Source organism: Candidatus Neomarinimicrobiota bacterium (assembly GCA_021734025.1).
Taxonomy (GTDB): domain Bacteria; phylum Fidelibacterota; class JAANXI01; order JAANXI01; family JAANXI01; genus JAANXI01.
On the sequence record JAIPJS010000006.1, the window covers coordinates 1 to 17,069 of the forward strand.

Genomic DNA, 17,069 nt, shown 5'->3' on the forward strand with positions numbered 1-17,069 from the left:
GCCGGATTTTTGGTACTTTTTCTAAAAAAGTACACAGAATAGAGAAAAGAGGATATATTTGTAGTTTTTTAAAAACACGATGTTCGTTACCTTTTTCAATCAATTAACAATCGAACTGGAGTTCCATGCGCATCGCTAATTCAATCATGTCCGGGATTATATTATTATCCCTTATTCTGGGAGGTACACAAAGTACCGCCTCCCAGCTTCATGTTCGTATCGGCGACCCCGTGTACGATTACCTGGAGCGCCTAGCACCACCTACCTCCCACTTTTGTCTTGAAACAAAAGTGGGGAAAAATTCAAGGCGACCACATCTCTTTCTGCGATGCCAGCGGCTTCCTCGGGGCAACTCAGAACTCCCTTTGGTCAGACAGCTGAGTTGCCCTGTTCTCGGTGCGCCGGGCATCGAGACGAAAGAGATGTGGAGGCCAGGAAAACCATGAATGCATTATAAAATCAAAACAATGGAATCTAATGCGTCTCGTTAAATCAATCCTCTCCGGAATTATATTACTTTTGTTTGCTTTGGGGAGCACACAAAGTAGTGCTTCCCAACTCCACGTTCGCATTGGCGATCCGGTGTACGATTATTTAGAACGTATGGCGACCCGCGGGTTTTTGCCGGGTTACATGGACGATACCCGGCCGCTGACGCGGGATTATATCGCAGAGCAGTTGCGGCGGCTTGACGAGCAGCGTTCAGAACTCTCCCGTATCGAAAGGGAGATTCTGAACGAATATATCTCAGATTATCGATACGAGCTGACGGATGAGCGGTATTTTCAGTTACAGCCGGATAAGCATACCTATCACCCATTTTCGTCGTTGAATAATTTTACTGGAGCGCTGACGGAAGTTTTTAGATACACGCCAGCACAGGAGGAACATCATCTTGCAGTATATGAAGAGGAAAATGATGCTGTCTGGCTGGACTGGGATGAGATGCAGTTATATGAAAATAAATCAGGAACCGGACGATACCTGATCCAGCATGCATACCGGCTTTCTGTGAATTACGGAGAAAATTTTAGTGCATATAGTGATGCGCACATATATGATCAGCAGGTGAAACCAGGATTTGGAGAAGTTTCAAAATTTTACCGAGGGGGCTTTTATAGTGGGGTACGGGCAACTGCGAACAAATCTGTACGGTATACTTCTTATGATTATTCCAGGGGATATCTTCAGTACCAGTTCAACAAGAGTACGTTATCTTTGGGACTGGAGAACTTTGCTTGGGGTGTCAGCTCCAATCCGGTAGCACTTTCGTACAACGTTCCACCAATACCATATCTCTCCTACCAGATGATGCTTGGGCCAACCCGATTTACCTTCCTGCATGGCTGGCTTTCCTCCTATCCATGGGAGAATTATAAACTCACATATACGCCTGGATCAAACTGGGTGCAAAAATACCTCGTTACCCATCGCTGGGAAATCCCTGTGTATTCCTGGTGGCAGATCAACCTGACTGAAACCGTTGTGTACGGCGGGCGTGATCCGGAGATGGCGTACCTGGTACCACTATCATTTCTCTGGTCAACCCAGCATAACGTGGATAATAATGACAATGTTCTTCTCTTTCTGGAATCGACCTTTCAGCCTATCGCAGGACTGGAGTTCTATGGCAGTTTTATTCTGGATGAGTTATCTACGAGCAGAATCGCGGAGGACTGGTGGGGGAACAAATGGGGTGTACAGGCCGGGAGTCTGGTCTCCTACTCGGTCGCCGATATTCCGGTTGATACCAGGGTAGAATTCACGGCAATCCGGCCATGGGTGTATACCCATAAAAAGCCGGAACGCAGTTCCTTTACCCATCACGGGCGTTCCCTCGGATTTTACGGAGGACCGAATTCGCAGCAAATCACGATTGATAACAGAATCTGGGTTGGACGTCGTGGGCGCTTGTCTCTCTTCCGGAACCAGTTCAAACACGGTTCTTCTCCTCTTTCACCGAATGATCCGTCGTATTATCCCTATGGAGGGGATCCGAATCAGAATTATCACGAAAGAAATACTCAATTTGATTACAGCACTTCCTGGTTAATGGGGGAAATAACAACCACAAGAGAGTTGGGGATACGTGGCGAATTTCAACTAACCAATATAATCCGTCTTTTATCCGGATATACGTATCAAACTGTCAATGAGCGGAGTGATAATTACTTTTACTTTCAATTGCGGTTTGATTACTAAGTCAATTTGTTTCGTGACCTTTTTCATTACCAATAATTCCGGGACATAAAAAAATCCCCGGTTGCCCGGGGATTGAGAGAATTCCAACATCTCCGGAGATTTCGCTTTGCTGCATCTCCGGCTACTCGAATTGATGTCCGTCCCAAGACACGGCGAGGGACTCTTCTGTAGAATCTCCGATTCATCGGAGATGGATAATAATTAGCATAGCCCCACATGGCGGAAGCGGTATTTCCGGAATGTGGGGTGGAATGGTGTTCAACCCCGTTGGGGTTGGGGATTTTGGGGGATCGTATACCCCGGATTGCCCCAACGGGATCCCGCCGGGACATCCGGGGCTAATCATTTTCAAGCCCTTCGGGCTTGTGGAACAACGAGATTTCTCCATTTCGGTCCGACCAAGTCGGACCTGCAGTCGAAATGACATTAGTTTGGAGAATATTACAAAACCGAGATTTCTCCGCTCCCTGCGGTCGGTCGAAATGACAATTGATGGGAGGGTAGTATGTAGCGTCATCTCGACTAAGGAGCCGCCAGGCGACGCACGGAGAGATCTCGGTGGTGGATGTTTGAGTTGGAGGGATCGAACAACGGGATTTCTCCACTCCCTTCAGTCGGTCGGAATGACAAGGGTATGGAAGGATATTATGTTATGTCATCTCGAGCGGAGTCCCGACTGGTCGGGACGCAGTCGAGAGATCTCGTCGTTAGAATGTTCCTTATGTATGAAACAGCGGGATTTCTCCGCTCGTCTAAACAACAAACTCGGTCGAAATGACTGAGGTGTGGTGTATTATTCACGTTTGTCATCTCGACTCAGGTGCCGCTAGGCGACGTATGGAGAGATCTCGGTGTTAGAGAATTCCTTATGTATGAAACAGCGAGATTTCTCCGCTCCTTTCAGTCGGTCGAAATGACAGGGGATGGGAGTGAAAGGAATGACGAGATTTCTCCGCTCCCTTCGGTCGGTCGAAATGACAGTGGGTATCTATCTTGGTTAATACCAGTCAGCGGCGAGATCTTTCCATTCGGGGTTCAGGGTGGCAATGAGTTCTTCCTTCTTCTGACGGTTCCACCGTTTTATTTGTTTTTCACGGGCGATGGCTTCTTCTACATTTTCAAAGTGTTCATAATAGACGAGGTGGATTGTGTTGTACTTTTTGGTAAACCCGGGGATCCAGTGGTTTTTGTGTTCCCAGACGCGGCGTTCGATGGTGTTAGTCATACCGATGTAGAGCACGGTGTTGGCGGGGTTGGTCATGATGTAGACGTGGTAGTTGTGGTCGCGCATTGGTCGAGGGGTCATTTTTGTTACGGGTATAGGAGAAACAACGAGATTTCTCCACTCCCTGCGGTCGGTCGAAATGACAATTGATGGGAGGGTAGTATGTAGCGTCATCTCGACTAAGGAGCCGCCAGGCGACGCACGGAGAGATCTCGATGGTGGGTGTTTGACTGGAGGGGGATCGAACAACGGGATTTCTCCGCACGTCCACACACCGGACTGGTCGAAATGACAAAGGTTTGGAGCGTAAGGGAGGTTTGTCATTCAGGTTACCATTTGGAGCATTTTCAGACCTGATTTATTTTCTCTTTTCCCTTCCACTTTTTTCTTGATAAAAAAGTGGGAAAAAATCAAGGCGGCCAACTGGAAAAACGGAAAATTTCATTTGAATAAAACTCGGTGGGAATTGGGGAAAGAGGAGATTTCTCCACTCTGCTTTCTCCGGCACGGCCGGAGAAAGCGCCGGTCGAAATGACAAGAGGTCTCTCTAATACTCTTCTACCGGAACCGAAATTTGTCTTTGCGGTTTTTTTCGTTCAGTACGAATATCTTCAAAATCCGTCTCGATTTTTTTCAGCACTTCTGCCTGAAAGTATTGTTCACCACAATAATCACATTCCTGACAGGGGACGTTATTCACGACCATCATGTTACCGTCGTGCCTGTAAATATATTGTACTTTCTTTTCGGAAAAGGTCGTATGCCCACAGAAACTACATACCTTCATCATTCTGTACCTCTCTCATACGGGTTTTTAAATTTTGGTGGTTTGGGAATATATACTGTGATAATGACCATTTGGTTCTCCTGACTCCCGCAAACACAATGGACTGGCTTACCGCCTTTTGTGAATCCCGCGACCAAGCAACTTTCACCACGACCGGTGTCCTGGTATGATTCGATGATTTTTCCATCCTGCAGTGCTTCCTCAATCTCCCGAATTTTTAAATTATCATTTTGGCGTTCCTGGTCGCCATGCTTGGAGAATAAATATTTTTCATCCTGAATACAACGCTGTATCCAAAGCATTTCAATCATGATAAAAATAATCTAAGGCATTACTCAGGAAAATACCAGAATGCTATTACCTTATATTCAACCCTTTTGGGGTTGCCGTTTTGAACTGGGTGACCGTGACCCCCCGGTTGTCACCGGGGGCTATTCATGTTCAAGCCCTCCGGGCTTGGAAAACAACGGGATTTCTCCGCTCCCTTCGGTCGGTCGAAATGACAATGCGGAGTCACTAGTGAAAAGGGCTGTCATCTCGAGCGGAGTCCCAACTGGTTGGGACGCAGTCGAGAGATCTCGGTGTTAGAATGTTCCTTATGTATGAAAAACCGAGATTTCTCCGCTCCTTTCAGTCGGTCGAAATGACAATTGATGGGAGAGTAGTATGTTGCGTCATCTCGACTCAGGAGCCGCTAGGTGACGCATGGAGAGATCTCGATGGTGGGTGTTTGACTGGAGGGGGATCGAACAACGGGATTTCTCCGCACGTCCACACACCGGACTGGTCGAAATGACAGGGGTATGGGAGGATATTATGTTATGTCATCTCGAGCGGAGTCCCGACCGGTCGGGATGCATTCTAGAGATCTCGGTGTTAGAATGTTCCTTATGTATGAAAAACCGAGATTTCTCCGCTCCCTGCGGTCGGTCGAAATGACAGGGGTGTGGTGTATTATTCACGTTTGTCATCTCGACTAAGGAGCCGCCAGGCGACGCACGGAGAGATCTCGGTGGTGGGTGTTTGACTGGAGGGATCGAACAACGGGATTTCTCCGCACGTCCACACACCGGACTTGGTCGAAATGACAGGGGTATGGAAGGATATTATGTTATGTCATCTCGAGCGGAGTCCCGACTGGTCGGGACGCAGTCGAGAGATCTCGTCGTTAGAGAATTCCTTATGTATGAAACAGCGAGATTTCTCCGCTCCTTTCAGTCGGTCGGAATGACAAGGGTATGGAAGGATATTATGTTATGTCATCTCAAGCGGAGTCCCGACTGGTTGGGACGCAGTCGAGAGATCTCGGTGTTAGAGAATTCCTTATGTATGAAACAGCGGGATTTCTCCATTCCGGTCCGACGTGGGCGGACCTGCAGTTGAAATGACAGAGGGGGCTAAGCTAAGAAGAAGCGTACCCTGGTACGTCTCTCCATTCCTGTCCGGTATTATCCGTTTGGTTCCAATACCTGAGTGTAAGTGCGTCAATGCTAAGCCGGTGAAGAGGAGGAGGATCAGCACGGAAAAGATGATGCGGTGGCTGCCTTTAACGGAGAATGCAAACAGAGGTTATACACCAAGGTAATCAATAGTGGCTATGATACTTACCAAAATACATTTACTTTAAACCGTTAGTTGTAATTTCCTGATCAAGTTTGATTTGAGCTCTTTTTATTGGTTTCCCTGTAGATTTACATTTATCGTAAATTTTATGCAATAACTCATCTTCAATATTAGTAATTGATATTATTATTTCATCGACGTTATGTTTTTCAACTATATCTTCTAGTTTATTTAAATTTCCGAAAACTGGTACACCGTTAATCTTCGCACCGAGTTTTGTGGGATCGTCATCGATAAAGCCAATCGGGTTCAGGTTTAATTCCTGGTTTTGATTGATTTCCCGTATTGCCAGGTTGCCCGTATCACCTGCGCCAATAAATAGTATATTCTTTTTGTTACCCGAACTAAGAGAGTGGCCTCTCAATAAATCCGCCACTATCCGTTCCGATACTCTGAACCCAGAGATAAGTAGGAAGAGCAGCATTCCAAATATCAGAATTGTCGTGAATTGTATCTGTAGGATATTGAGTGTGAACTTTAAAATCGTCAACACCGCTACAACAGTTGCAACAGCTCCGAGAATTTTGGTCACATCCGAAATTGTGACGTAGCGCCAGATATCTTTGTAGAATCCAAACCCATAAAACACGACCAAAACGAACGGTACGAATATCGGTATGAACTGCATCATATACGGTTCGACAAATTCCGGTGTTAATCCGCCAAATTGTAGCCATAATGCCGCATAGACCGAATAGATTACAATGATTGCATCAACTATAATCTCTGCAATACGCCTTTTATACATTAACACTGTGTTGACTATGGTATTGGGCGTCTTTTCGCCATTCGACCGCAATATCGAATTGTATTCCTGTTTCGAATAGACCTTGATACGCGTAAAAAACGCGCCCGCACCAATAAACAGAATTCCCGTCACTAACAATAGCAACATAGATATGGACAATTCAAGGTACATCAAGCCGATAGCAATGATGCCGCCGATTGCGGTAAATCCGTACATTATCAGGGCAACCTGTCTTTCGCTGTACCCCAACGAAATCAGTCGGTGAGATGAGTGATCTTTCCCGCCCTGGCTAATAGGCCTGCCGAAAAATTTGCGGTTGAGGGTCACCAGCGTTGTATCAAATATCGGGAGCGCCATCAGTAGGACTGGGATTCCAAGTGATAACATCACCTGGGATTTGACTTCTATGGTACCAATCAGGGAGACTGATGCCAGCAGAAACCCCAGTAGAAGGCTCCCGCTATCCCCCATAAAAATCTTTGCCGGATTAAAATTATAAACAAGGAACCCCAAACATGCACCAGAGATAACGAAAGCGAGAATCGCTGGCGTAGGTTGATTATTCATAATGAATATCACCCCGAGAAATATTCCGATAATCCCGCTGATACCACTGCTTAGGCCATCCATGTTATCCAGCAGATTGATAGCGTTGGTCAAACCCACAATCCAGAGCAGGGTAACCGGGAGACTTATAATCTGGGGCAGCAGCCCTTTACCCACCACAATGCCCGAAAGAATAACCAGTCCGGCAGCAATAATCTGGATGATGGTTTTTACATAGGGTTTCACGCCCTTAATATCATCGAAAATGCCTGAGATAAAAATTAAAAGGCCACCGGCGAAGATGCCCAACGGCATTTTATTAAATAACCCGGCATAACTAAATCCGATTACGATGCTCAGAAATATTGCTATACCCCCCAGCAGTGCGGTCGGTTTGGAATGCCACCGATCAGCCGTGGGTTCTGCAATAAACCCCTTCTTCCGGGCGAATTTCATCACCAGCGGGGTAGTAATTACTGCCGTGGCGAATGATAATACCGCCGGTATGATATAATTAATGGAAGACATATTCAGGCTAAGTTAAATTTTCTCATACATACTATAATAATAAACCATAGTAGAAATCGAATGACTTGAGACACATTTTTCTAAAACATGTTTATCGGGTACGGTAATACTTTATCACCCTTTCAACTATTTCGTTAATATTGTATTGCGGTTCATAGCCTATCGCTTCCTGGATTTTAGTGATATCAGGCGTTCTTCTCTGCATATCCTCAAAGCCTGGTCCATACACTTCTTCATAAGGTATATGAACAATTTCTGATTTGCTATCCGCTTTTTCCTTGACAAGTTCTGCCAGTTCATTTATCGATATCTCTTCACCGTTGCCAAGATTATAAATCTGACCGAAAACGCCCTCCCGCTCCATTAATTCGGTTAACGCCCACGTCACATCATCAATATAGGTAAAACTACGCGTCTGTTCTCCATCACCATGTACGGTTATCTTTTCATTCAGTAACGCCCGTTTGACAAAATTCGGGAGCACCATTCCGTAGCGGCTTCGCTGCCGTGGACCAACTGTATTAAACAGGCGCACAATCACAACGGGTAGTTTTTTTTCATCGTAGTATGCGAGAGAAAGAAATTCATCCAACGATTTTGACGCGGCATACGCCCAGCGTCGCTTGCTCGTTGGCCCAAGCATCCAGTCGTCCTCTTCATTCAGGAGGTCAATACCGCCGTTTAATTCCTGTAATTTTCCGTAAACCTCCGAGGTAGAGGCAATAAGGACCTTCTTATTGTGTTTGCTGCAGGCTTCCAGCACATTTTCCGTGCCACGGACATTGGTGATGATGGTTTCCACCGGGTTTTCCATAATCAACCTTACACCGACAGCGGCTGCCAAATGATATACAATATCGGCCTGTTCAACCAAATACTCAAGCAACCCGTAATTCATAATATTGGCAACATGGTACTCGAAATTGTCGTTATCACTCAGGTGGTTAATATTTTCCAGCCGGCCTGTTGACAAATCATCGATTACGACTACCTTGTGTCCGTTTTCAATTAATTGATCAGCGAGGTTCGATCCGATGAACCCTGCGCCTCCTGTTATGAGATATTTCATGGTTTATACTCTTTCTTTAATAATTCTTGATAAATATTTAATGTATCACTAATGACCTTTTCTAAAGTAAACTCCTTTAGCACCATTTCACGCCCATTTTTTCCCATTCGTTTTCTTAGTGCTGGATTATCAATCAATTTTATGATTGCATTTGCTAAAGATTTTGAGTCTTTGGGAGGCACTAAAAAACCATTCAAACCATTTTTCACAATTTCCCTACAACCAGGAACGTCAGTGGTAACAATGGGTTTTCCACAAGAAGCTGCTTCAATTAATACTTTGGGCAAACCCTCTCTATAAGAAGGTAAACATACAATATCTGATTCGTGAAAAACATGCTCCATGTCACTTCGGTATCCTTCCCAAGAGATAAAATCATGTTTAGTGAATTTGTGTAATTGTTCCTTTGTTACCGACTGAGGGTTATTACTATCTGGTGTTCCAACAAGAATAAATTTTGCTTTATATCCCATCTTTACGATTATTTCCGAAGCATTAATGAATTCAATAAGCCCTTTATCTCTGAGCATCCTTGAGGCAAACAAAATTTTGGGAGTATTTTTTTGCTGTTTTGGGCTAGGCTTGAACTTGTTTGGATCAACACCGGAACCTTTTATAATTTTAACTTTTTCTTCATTAACAATATTTTTATTTACAAACTCCCTCCTATCATCCGGATTTTGTAAAATTAATTTTAAATTTTTATGTGTAAACGCAAACTTTAAAAATATACTTAATATCTTCCTAATAAATTTTGTTTTAATATCATTAGCAATAAACAAAAACCCTAGCCCAGAAAGGGCGTGTACTACGGCTGGCATTTTAGTCAATCGCGATGCAATACCACCATAAATTATTGGTTTTATGGTTACATGATGGATTAAGTCCGGTTTAATACTTTTGTATAAACTAACTAGATGAATTAAAAGATTTAAATCAGAAAATGGATTCATTCCTCCAGCCTCAAGGGGTAGCTGATGCCAAGTAATATTGTAATAGGTTAATTGATTGGCTGCTGGAGTTTTCATTGATGCAACGTGTACACTCAGCCCTTTATCTGCCGCAGCTAAAGCAATAGGTAATCTGTGGGAAAGAAAGAAATCAGTATGATTTATAACAAAAAGTAAACGTCCAGATAACATTTTAATTCGTTAATCCCTCAATAAGCAACTGATTTACTTCCCTTTTTAACTAACAATCCAAATGAAATCCATTTTTCTATTATTTTATTCCAGCTCAAATATTTTTCCGCGACAAGGCGATTATGATTTCTAAACTCCTCATAATCTATTTTTTTTGATATTTCAATAATTTTTAGTGCTGATTCTCTTGGTTTAAAAAAGTTGCAAGTATATCCTATATTATATTTTTGTGTAATATCACTATAACCAGGAGTATTTATCTGTGTGATGACTGGTTTCCCACAAGCAATAGTATCAAATAATTTCAAAGGGCTGCCGGGACTTACCCTAACAGGATTCACAGGTATTAGGCTAATATTTGATGCATTAATATACAGTAATGATTCGTCTGCACTTACTCGCCCCTTAAAAATAATATCCCTATTTGCTGAAGATTTTCCTTTTAACTTATTTACATATGAATTTTCATTTGCACCAACTATTAAAAGTCTAAATCGATTTGATAAAGAGCTGATTTCATTTTGAGTATCAATCAGATATTCGACTCCATGCCATTTATTAACGGAACCGATGAATAACAAATAAATTATATCCGGATCTAGTCCTAACTTCAGTCTTGCAATACTTGGGTCGATAGGATAAAATTTATCTATACTACATCCATTTGAAATTGTGATTTTTTGGATTCCATTGAGTCTATAATTATCAGTAAAGTGTTTTTCTAATAAGTCATTATTAAAAATTATTCCATTAGATTTTTTTAAAAAGAAGTTTATATACTTTGAATAAAGAACTGAGAATAATTTTAATACTCTGTTTTTTTCAAAAAATATATTAGCCTCGTCAATAAAATCTCCGTGTATTTCCCTGATAACTGGGACATGAAAAAGGTTGCCAATTATATACTCGCTAAACCCAAATGTGCTTCTGGTAAATATTAAATCTGGGGGATTTTTGGAAAAAATTTTCTTAAATAGATAGTTTAACTCTAAAAATATGATTACAAAAAGTTTAGTAATTAATGTTGAACTCTCTTTCCTTAAAACAAAACTATCGACACTATGTTGAGACGATTCAAGAGCGGATAGCTTTTCCCCTGTAGCTTTTTCCTTTCCTGAATTACCATTTATATTAATGCTTGCTATATAGTCAATATTTAAATGCAATTTACTCGTACTTTTCTTGTGCTCTATTCATCGCTTTATTAATTATCCACCTTATTTTATCAATATTTTTTAATATAATGGAGGGATTATAATAGAGAACATAAATTATACTCCGAAAGGAGGACAGTAATTTAGCAGCAAACAATTCATCGAAAAATTGGACCTTATATGTTCCCGCGTATGCTTTCATCGCTGTCGATTTATCAACACTAATAAATTCCTTAAAAAATTTTTTTAAAATCTCCCTTCGTTCTTCCCCTTTTTCATTTAAGCCAGTGCGACTTTTCGTCCCTTCATATTCTCTGGAAATCCCTAATACTGAATTAATGTATTTTGTTTGATTGTTTTTATAAAAATAAAATGCTTTTAAAAAAAAAGCCCAGTCAAGAGCATATTGCAATTGATATTCAAGATATCCTATTTCTTTCAAAATTTCCCTGTTCATGAAAACCGCAGGCTGTCCCAGACTCTTACCCAATAATATTGTGTGCCAATCAAAATCTTTCGTTATTTTAGTTGAAACAAAATTCCCTCGGTGGTCTATTACCGAACAATCACCAAAAAAAATCTTTTCCCCTGGATTTGTATTGTAGGCTTCTGCCACTTTAAAAAGGGAGTTTGGTGCGAGTAAATCATCTGAATTTAACCAACCGATAATTATGCCATTAGATAACTTAAATCCCTTATTAATTGCATCGGCCTGCCCTCGATCCCTTTCACTTTTCCAATAATCGATATCTTTATCGTATTTATTTAAAATATCTAGAGTCTCGTCACTACTACCGCCATCCATCACAATAAATTCCAGATTAGGATAATTTTGTTCAATAACTGATTTAATTGAGAGTTCTAAAAACTCCGATTGATTAAAAGAAGGTGTTATTATGCTAATTTTAGGTAACATTTAGGACTGAAATTCCTTCTTTTGAGAATTAATTTGCAGAATTACACCAACAATCAGGAATAAAAATGTTGTAATTTGGGTTGCATCAAAAAACTTTCCGGTCAATCCAAATAACATAAAAACGCAGATCATTATAAATGTATATATATTTATATATTGAATAAAATAGCTGTTTTTTAATAAAATATATAATAAATTGAACCAAAATAACAAATACAGTAAAATTCCAACCAGCCCAAATCTGTATAAAGTTGCACTTATTTGATTATCACCAAATAATGAACCGTATTGTTCTGAAGGTCCAAAACCGAAAAATGGCGCTTCTGACAGAACCTTTTCTAATAGGTGCATACTCCATTCAAATTTGATTCGTAAAGAGTCAACACCCAAAAGCCCAATATCCATAATCTGGTTCACTGTAACATTTACTCTAGAAAAAATATCATATGTAAACTTAAACAATACAGAGAAAACCAGTATAACTAAAATCAATTTTGAATAGGAAATACTTAATGACCTAGAACCTTTGTAATTAATCATCGAAAGAAAAGGCAACTGGATAATTGCCCCAACCATTGCAGTTCTTGAGCCAGTGGAAATTATTAGAATTAAATTAAATAAAATTAAAAGGTAATAAATCGCCTTTTCCAGATTTTCTGTCTTTAATTTAGCCCTATAAAACAAAAAAGGTAATACGATATTAAGCGCAACCCCATAATGATTCGGATTACCAAAAGTACCACTAATCCTTATCCTAAATGGACCACTAATACTTTGCAATTCGGGGAGACCATAAGTTGATTTAAGTAAATAAATCTTAGAAATATACTTTGCTAACAATGGGCTTAGGGCTGCTAATATTGAGATCGCACCCGATATAATGACAGCTACTATTATTGGACTAATTAAATAACGTTCAAGGGTATCTTTTGTCCAGTTCAACTGAAAACCAGCATTCAACACTAAAAAGTAATAGAAATATCTATAGGATTCCAAAAAATCACTAAAAAGTACAATCCTGTTTTGAGATATGTTTGCAAGTGTTAATGAAATTATTGTTATTATTGATATAGTTAATAGTATCTTTGAATTTTTACTTATTCTAATTTTCGTTTTGGTATTAAAGGTGACTTTAAAGTAAAAGTAAATAACCAATAATCCCCAAATGGCATCTATCACTCGCTTTACAATATACTCCCCTCCGATATCATATGGATATGGTCTTAAAAATGTCATGACCATTAAGATTGAGAAATAATTATATTTAGACTCTTTAATCATAAATTAGATAAGTAACTGTAATACCAAATGATAGACAGAAAAAATTGGCTCATGAATATAAAAGTAATCCCAAAAATCGATATATTGCAGTTATTGTGCGGTGTAACAAGTTTGCCAATCGCACAAAAATCTCGGAGGCCCAATTTAGGGACATGGTTTAATTATTTATCCTGGCTATTGAGTCCACTATAATTGCGGTGTCACCCGGAATACATCGGAATACGATCACCGGTATTTGTGAGCCATCCGTTAAAGTATTGCTGCCTTCTATGAAACTAAATTACAGTTTGCCGGCGAAGTGAATGTCGACGAAAATTACCCTGGAGCGAAGCTAATTCGCGAGTGCTAGGGCCAAGGGGCACGGGGAAAAACGACCGTCTTCGGCAAATTCAATCGAAACGGATTCATCTCTATTGAGACTGAACCGAATGGCAGACACACATGTTGCAGCAAGCCATTCGGGGGCGCGTGAGTGTAGTTTCGATCATCCAGAGTAACAGCTGGTACGGCTACAATAGTTTGGTCGATATGGGCTATTAAAAACTATTTCATGTGTGGCATCGCGTCAATGAATTAGCGTCACCCCAGAGTAATATTAATGAGATTGTGACCTTATGCAGTTTGGCAAAACTCGACTATCCAAGTTTCGTGAGATCGCTCACAGAACATTTTATGGATCTGAAGAAATGTGAATTCAGATTTAAATACCGACAGGAAAAAACATATCATTTAATATTGAAGAGTCTACTCTAAAAAAGTTCATACCTATGAGAATATTTTTGTCTAATAAGCATGAAACCCAAAAATTCGAATAGTCCCGCCATAAATGGCGGGGTCTTTGAAAAATTTTGAACTTTATTAGGGCTTTAGCCCGTTTTTATACCAGACTCATTGAAATTAAGTCGAAAAATTCCGCTATTCTCGTGGTAAGCCCTAATTAATTGAAAAAACAAAGTTTAAACACAAGATAAACCCAGAGATTATTTGAAACTCCACCATATATTAAATTAATTAATCATTGCTAAATTCATTTATAAAAAGATCAATATTTTTAAACTTATCCGATTTTTTTTTAAATTCCTCTACATTCCATTTCCACCACTTAATTTTTAAAAGTATATCTCTAATATTTTCACCATACCTATATTTAATAATTTCAGATGGAATACCACCTACAATGGCATAATCATCAACATTTTTATTTACAATCGAACCAGCGGCAATCACTGCGCCATTACCTATTTTAACTCCATCCAAAATTAAAACATTATTACCAATCCATACATCATTACCTATTTCTACATAATATTTTTTCTCTTCATCCACATACCTATGCTCCTCAAATAACTGTTTTTTAACAAAAGTAAAACCTGCTTGTTTTTTAAGAGAATAGAAAGCCGGGTGCGTTGATACGAATTTTTTGGTTGGGTGAATTCCCAAACCTGTTCTCACATTACCGCCAATCGAACAGAAACGGCCGATCTTAGTTTTTTTAATAATAGAATTATTAGCAATATAACTACCCAAGCCTAATTCTGAATTCAAAAAAGAGACATTATTATATAGAGCATTACATCCTTCAAATTTTGAATTATTATTAACCCTTACATTACTATAAAATTTAATTTCAAATTTTGTACTAAGATATTTTTGATACAGGAATTGTTTAAGTCGGTTATACATGAAAATTATATTTTATATCCTAATTTAACCAAAATATCGGAATACTCGTTATGAATAATATTCCTTTGGGTGCTATTTAGTACGTTTTTCCATGTTCCAAACTTGCCTTTATTAACAAATTTAATATCTCTATCAGCATTTTTAAATAATTGAGAATCCTTCTGATTATTTTCGAGTTTTCTCATATTCGAAAATGAAGACCACTCAATCGCATCATTAATTTTATCCTTCTCCACCTTACAATTTAAGAATTCTAAGACCTTAATTATTTCACCATAAGTATCATCCAATAAATCCTCATAACGAATTAATAAAAAGCCATATTTTACTTTATTCCGATTACCAATCCAACCTTCTACATTTTCACCCCATGTACCAAAATCATCTAAGTTTCCGCTGACAAAATCTATAATAAATTCATCCAAAGAATATCCATCTTTTATTTTTCCGAATTTTAAATGAAATTTATAATAAGAAACTAAAACATCCCTTACATCCCTTACTAAATAAATAACTTTATTGTATCTTTTGTCATAGGGATGGTGACTTTTTAGTACTCTAGGTCTCTGTAATTTTTTCAACTCCTTATCCGTATTCCTATATATATCTGGAATGTATTCTTCAAAGTTATTCCAATCAATTCTCTCCTCGTACAATAATGAACCTAATAAAAATCTCATCCAAGTATTTCCGGAGCGGGGATAAGACACTAAAAATATATCATCGTCAAACACTTCTAGATAATTACGAATCGACTGTTCTAATAGGATTCTTTTATATCTTCTAATCATATTTTTAATATTCATATATCACAGCTCTACGAATTTAAATTTTGTTTATTTGACAGTGTAATGATGGTGTAATTAATACTCACAATACAACTATCTTATTAAGTTAGTTTATCCAACTTATTATCGTACTTAAATTTGGTTTGTAAAATATCGACATTATAATTATTTGCAGTGTAACCATTTTTATATTTTTTTGTTAAATAATTGAGCATTAATAATTCGCATTATCAAGAAGTTCAATTCAAATATGAAAAAATTATTTATCCCGATTAAATTTATTGTAAAATATCCTTTTGAAATCACCTTCCATACTAACTTTATAACCCAAATAAGTTAAATATATTTTCTAATTCTTGTAAATTTTTAAAATAATATATATTATTTCCTTTAATTAAATTATTATGTAAATAATCAATATATTTATTTTTCATGTTAGTCGAAATTGGTTCAAAATATTCTAAAGTAGAGATACTTAGACCTCCATTATTTGCGGTCTCAAATAACGCAGCAGATGCGTATCCAATTATAAAATCAAATGAATCCGCAATCAGGCTTACTGGTATTACTTTATTAATTTCTGGCAATTGGTGTTCTTTGGAATACTTGGTGTTATATCTTGGATGTAATTTCAATGCAAGGTTATTTTTACCAAATTTCTTCATCATATACTTGATCAATTTATCATTATTTTTAACGAAATCATTTTTCTGCACAAAATTCTCATCAACTGTATTTCCAGATAATAATACTCCTTTATATTTGCCAATATCAAATTTGTCAATTATAGGTTTTTTAACTCTTTGGATATTATCGGGTAATTCAAAAAAATTGACCTTAATATTATTTAGAAATTCATTGGACAAAGCAAATAAAGGACGATCTGCGTTATTGAGGACATCTACTTCAACACCGTAAAATGCTTTAATAAGTTTTTTTTGAATTTTGACCAATACCGTCTCATATCCTTTCAACTGAGAAAGATCTACGGATCTTTTATAAAATATTTCGTTATTTTTTGACAGTAGCTTTACAATAAATGCTTCAAAAATTGCATAACCTTTAATGAAAAAGTAAACATCCTTATCTGATATAGATAAAAATATTTTTTTATATTTAATTCTATTTACCCAAGAAATTAAAAAATATAGAGAACCTTTTATGGGATTAATTTGATTATAAAATTCAGCATATTTACTCGGTTTTTCTGTAGAGAATAAAATTTGTTCACCATACAAATAACTGAAAAATTCAAATAAACTGTCATTATTCGTAATTACTAATGATCTATCTGCACCATAATTTTCAATTAACTGCAGTGTGATTGGTATATTTAAATATGACAGACAAAATATAATATTTTTATACATTGCTATA

General features: G+C 38.4%; 13 protein-coding genes. 1 reads left to right on the forward strand and 12 read right to left on the reverse strand.

Annotation, left to right across the window (positions count from 1 at the left end):
• The first annotated feature begins 477 nt into the window (after positions 1 to 477).
• On the forward strand, positions 478 to 2,202 hold the full coding sequence (locus K9N57_08385; GenBank protein MCF7804193.1) for a hypothetical protein: 1,725 nt from the start codon (positions 478 to 480) through the stop codon (positions 2,200 to 2,202).
• Between the two features lie 997 nt (positions 2,203 to 3,199).
• On the opposite strand, the gene K9N57_08390 is transcribed toward K9N57_08385, so the two are convergent.
• The 12 genes from K9N57_08390 to K9N57_08445 all read right to left on the reverse strand — a co-directional run bounded on the left by K9N57_08390 (position 3,200) and on the right by K9N57_08445 (position 17,062).
• The gene (locus K9N57_08390; protein ID MCF7804194.1) at positions 3,200 to 3,493 is read right to left on the reverse strand and encodes a GIY-YIG nuclease family protein; all 294 of its coding nucleotides are present in this window, start codon (positions 3,491 to 3,493) and stop codon (positions 3,200 to 3,202) included.
• A 481-nt stretch (positions 3,494 to 3,974) separates the two neighbouring features.
• A complete protein-coding gene (locus K9N57_08395; protein ID MCF7804195.1) occupies positions 3,975 to 4,217 on the reverse strand; it encodes a type II toxin-antitoxin system MqsA family antitoxin in 243 nt (80 codons plus the stop codon).
• Positions 4,214 to 4,525, reverse strand: coding sequence for a DUF4258 domain-containing protein (locus K9N57_08400; protein ID MCF7804196.1), 312 nt, complete (start codon positions 4,523 to 4,525; stop codon positions 4,214 to 4,216). Before K9N57_08400 ends, K9N57_08395 begins: the two co-directional genes overlap by 4 nt.
• Before the next feature lie 1,307 nt (positions 4,526 to 5,832).
• The gene (locus tag K9N57_08405) at positions 5,833 to 7,659 is read right to left on the reverse strand and encodes a hypothetical protein (protein MCF7804197.1); all 1,827 of its coding nucleotides are present in this window, start codon (positions 7,657 to 7,659) and stop codon (positions 5,833 to 5,835) included.
• Between the two features lie 91 nt (positions 7,660 to 7,750).
• Positions 7,751 to 8,728, reverse strand: a complete 978-nt coding sequence (locus K9N57_08410; GenBank protein ID MCF7804198.1) for a GDP-mannose 4,6-dehydratase — start codon at positions 8,726 to 8,728, stop codon at positions 7,751 to 7,753.
• Positions 8,725 to 9,870: a glycosyltransferase family 4 protein gene (locus K9N57_08415; protein ID MCF7804199.1), complete on the reverse strand. Its 1,146-nt coding sequence runs from the start codon at positions 9,868 to 9,870 to the stop codon at positions 8,725 to 8,727. Before K9N57_08415 ends, K9N57_08410 begins: the two co-directional genes overlap by 4 nt.
• 17 nt (positions 9,871 to 9,887) lie before the next feature.
• Positions 9,888 to 11,036, reverse strand: a complete 1,149-nt coding sequence (locus K9N57_08420; GenBank protein MCF7804200.1) for a glycosyltransferase — start codon at positions 11,034 to 11,036, stop codon at positions 9,888 to 9,890.
• 1 nt (position 11,037) lies between these two features.
• Positions 11,038 to 11,940, reverse strand: a complete 903-nt coding sequence (locus K9N57_08425; protein ID MCF7804201.1) for a glycosyltransferase — start codon at positions 11,938 to 11,940, stop codon at positions 11,038 to 11,040.
• A complete protein-coding gene (locus tag K9N57_08430; protein MCF7804202.1) occupies positions 11,941 to 13,119 on the reverse strand; it encodes a hypothetical protein in 1,179 nt (392 codons plus the stop codon).
• A 1,113-nt stretch (positions 13,120 to 14,232) separates the two neighbouring features.
• Positions 14,233 to 14,904, reverse strand: coding sequence for a CatB-related O-acetyltransferase (locus K9N57_08435; protein MCF7804203.1), 672 nt, complete (start codon positions 14,902 to 14,904; stop codon positions 14,233 to 14,235).
• A gap of 5 nt (positions 14,905 to 14,909) precedes the next feature.
• Positions 14,910 to 15,710 (reverse strand): sulfotransferase domain-containing protein, encoded by an 801-nt coding sequence (locus K9N57_08440; protein MCF7804204.1) that lies wholly within the window; start codon positions 15,708 to 15,710, stop codon positions 14,910 to 14,912.
• Between the two features lie 302 nt (positions 15,711 to 16,012).
• Complete coding sequence (locus tag K9N57_08445; GenBank protein MCF7804205.1) at positions 16,013 to 17,062, reverse strand: hypothetical protein; 1,050 nt, start codon at positions 17,060 to 17,062, stop codon at positions 16,013 to 16,015.
• Positions 17,063 to 17,069 lie beyond the last annotated feature (7 nt).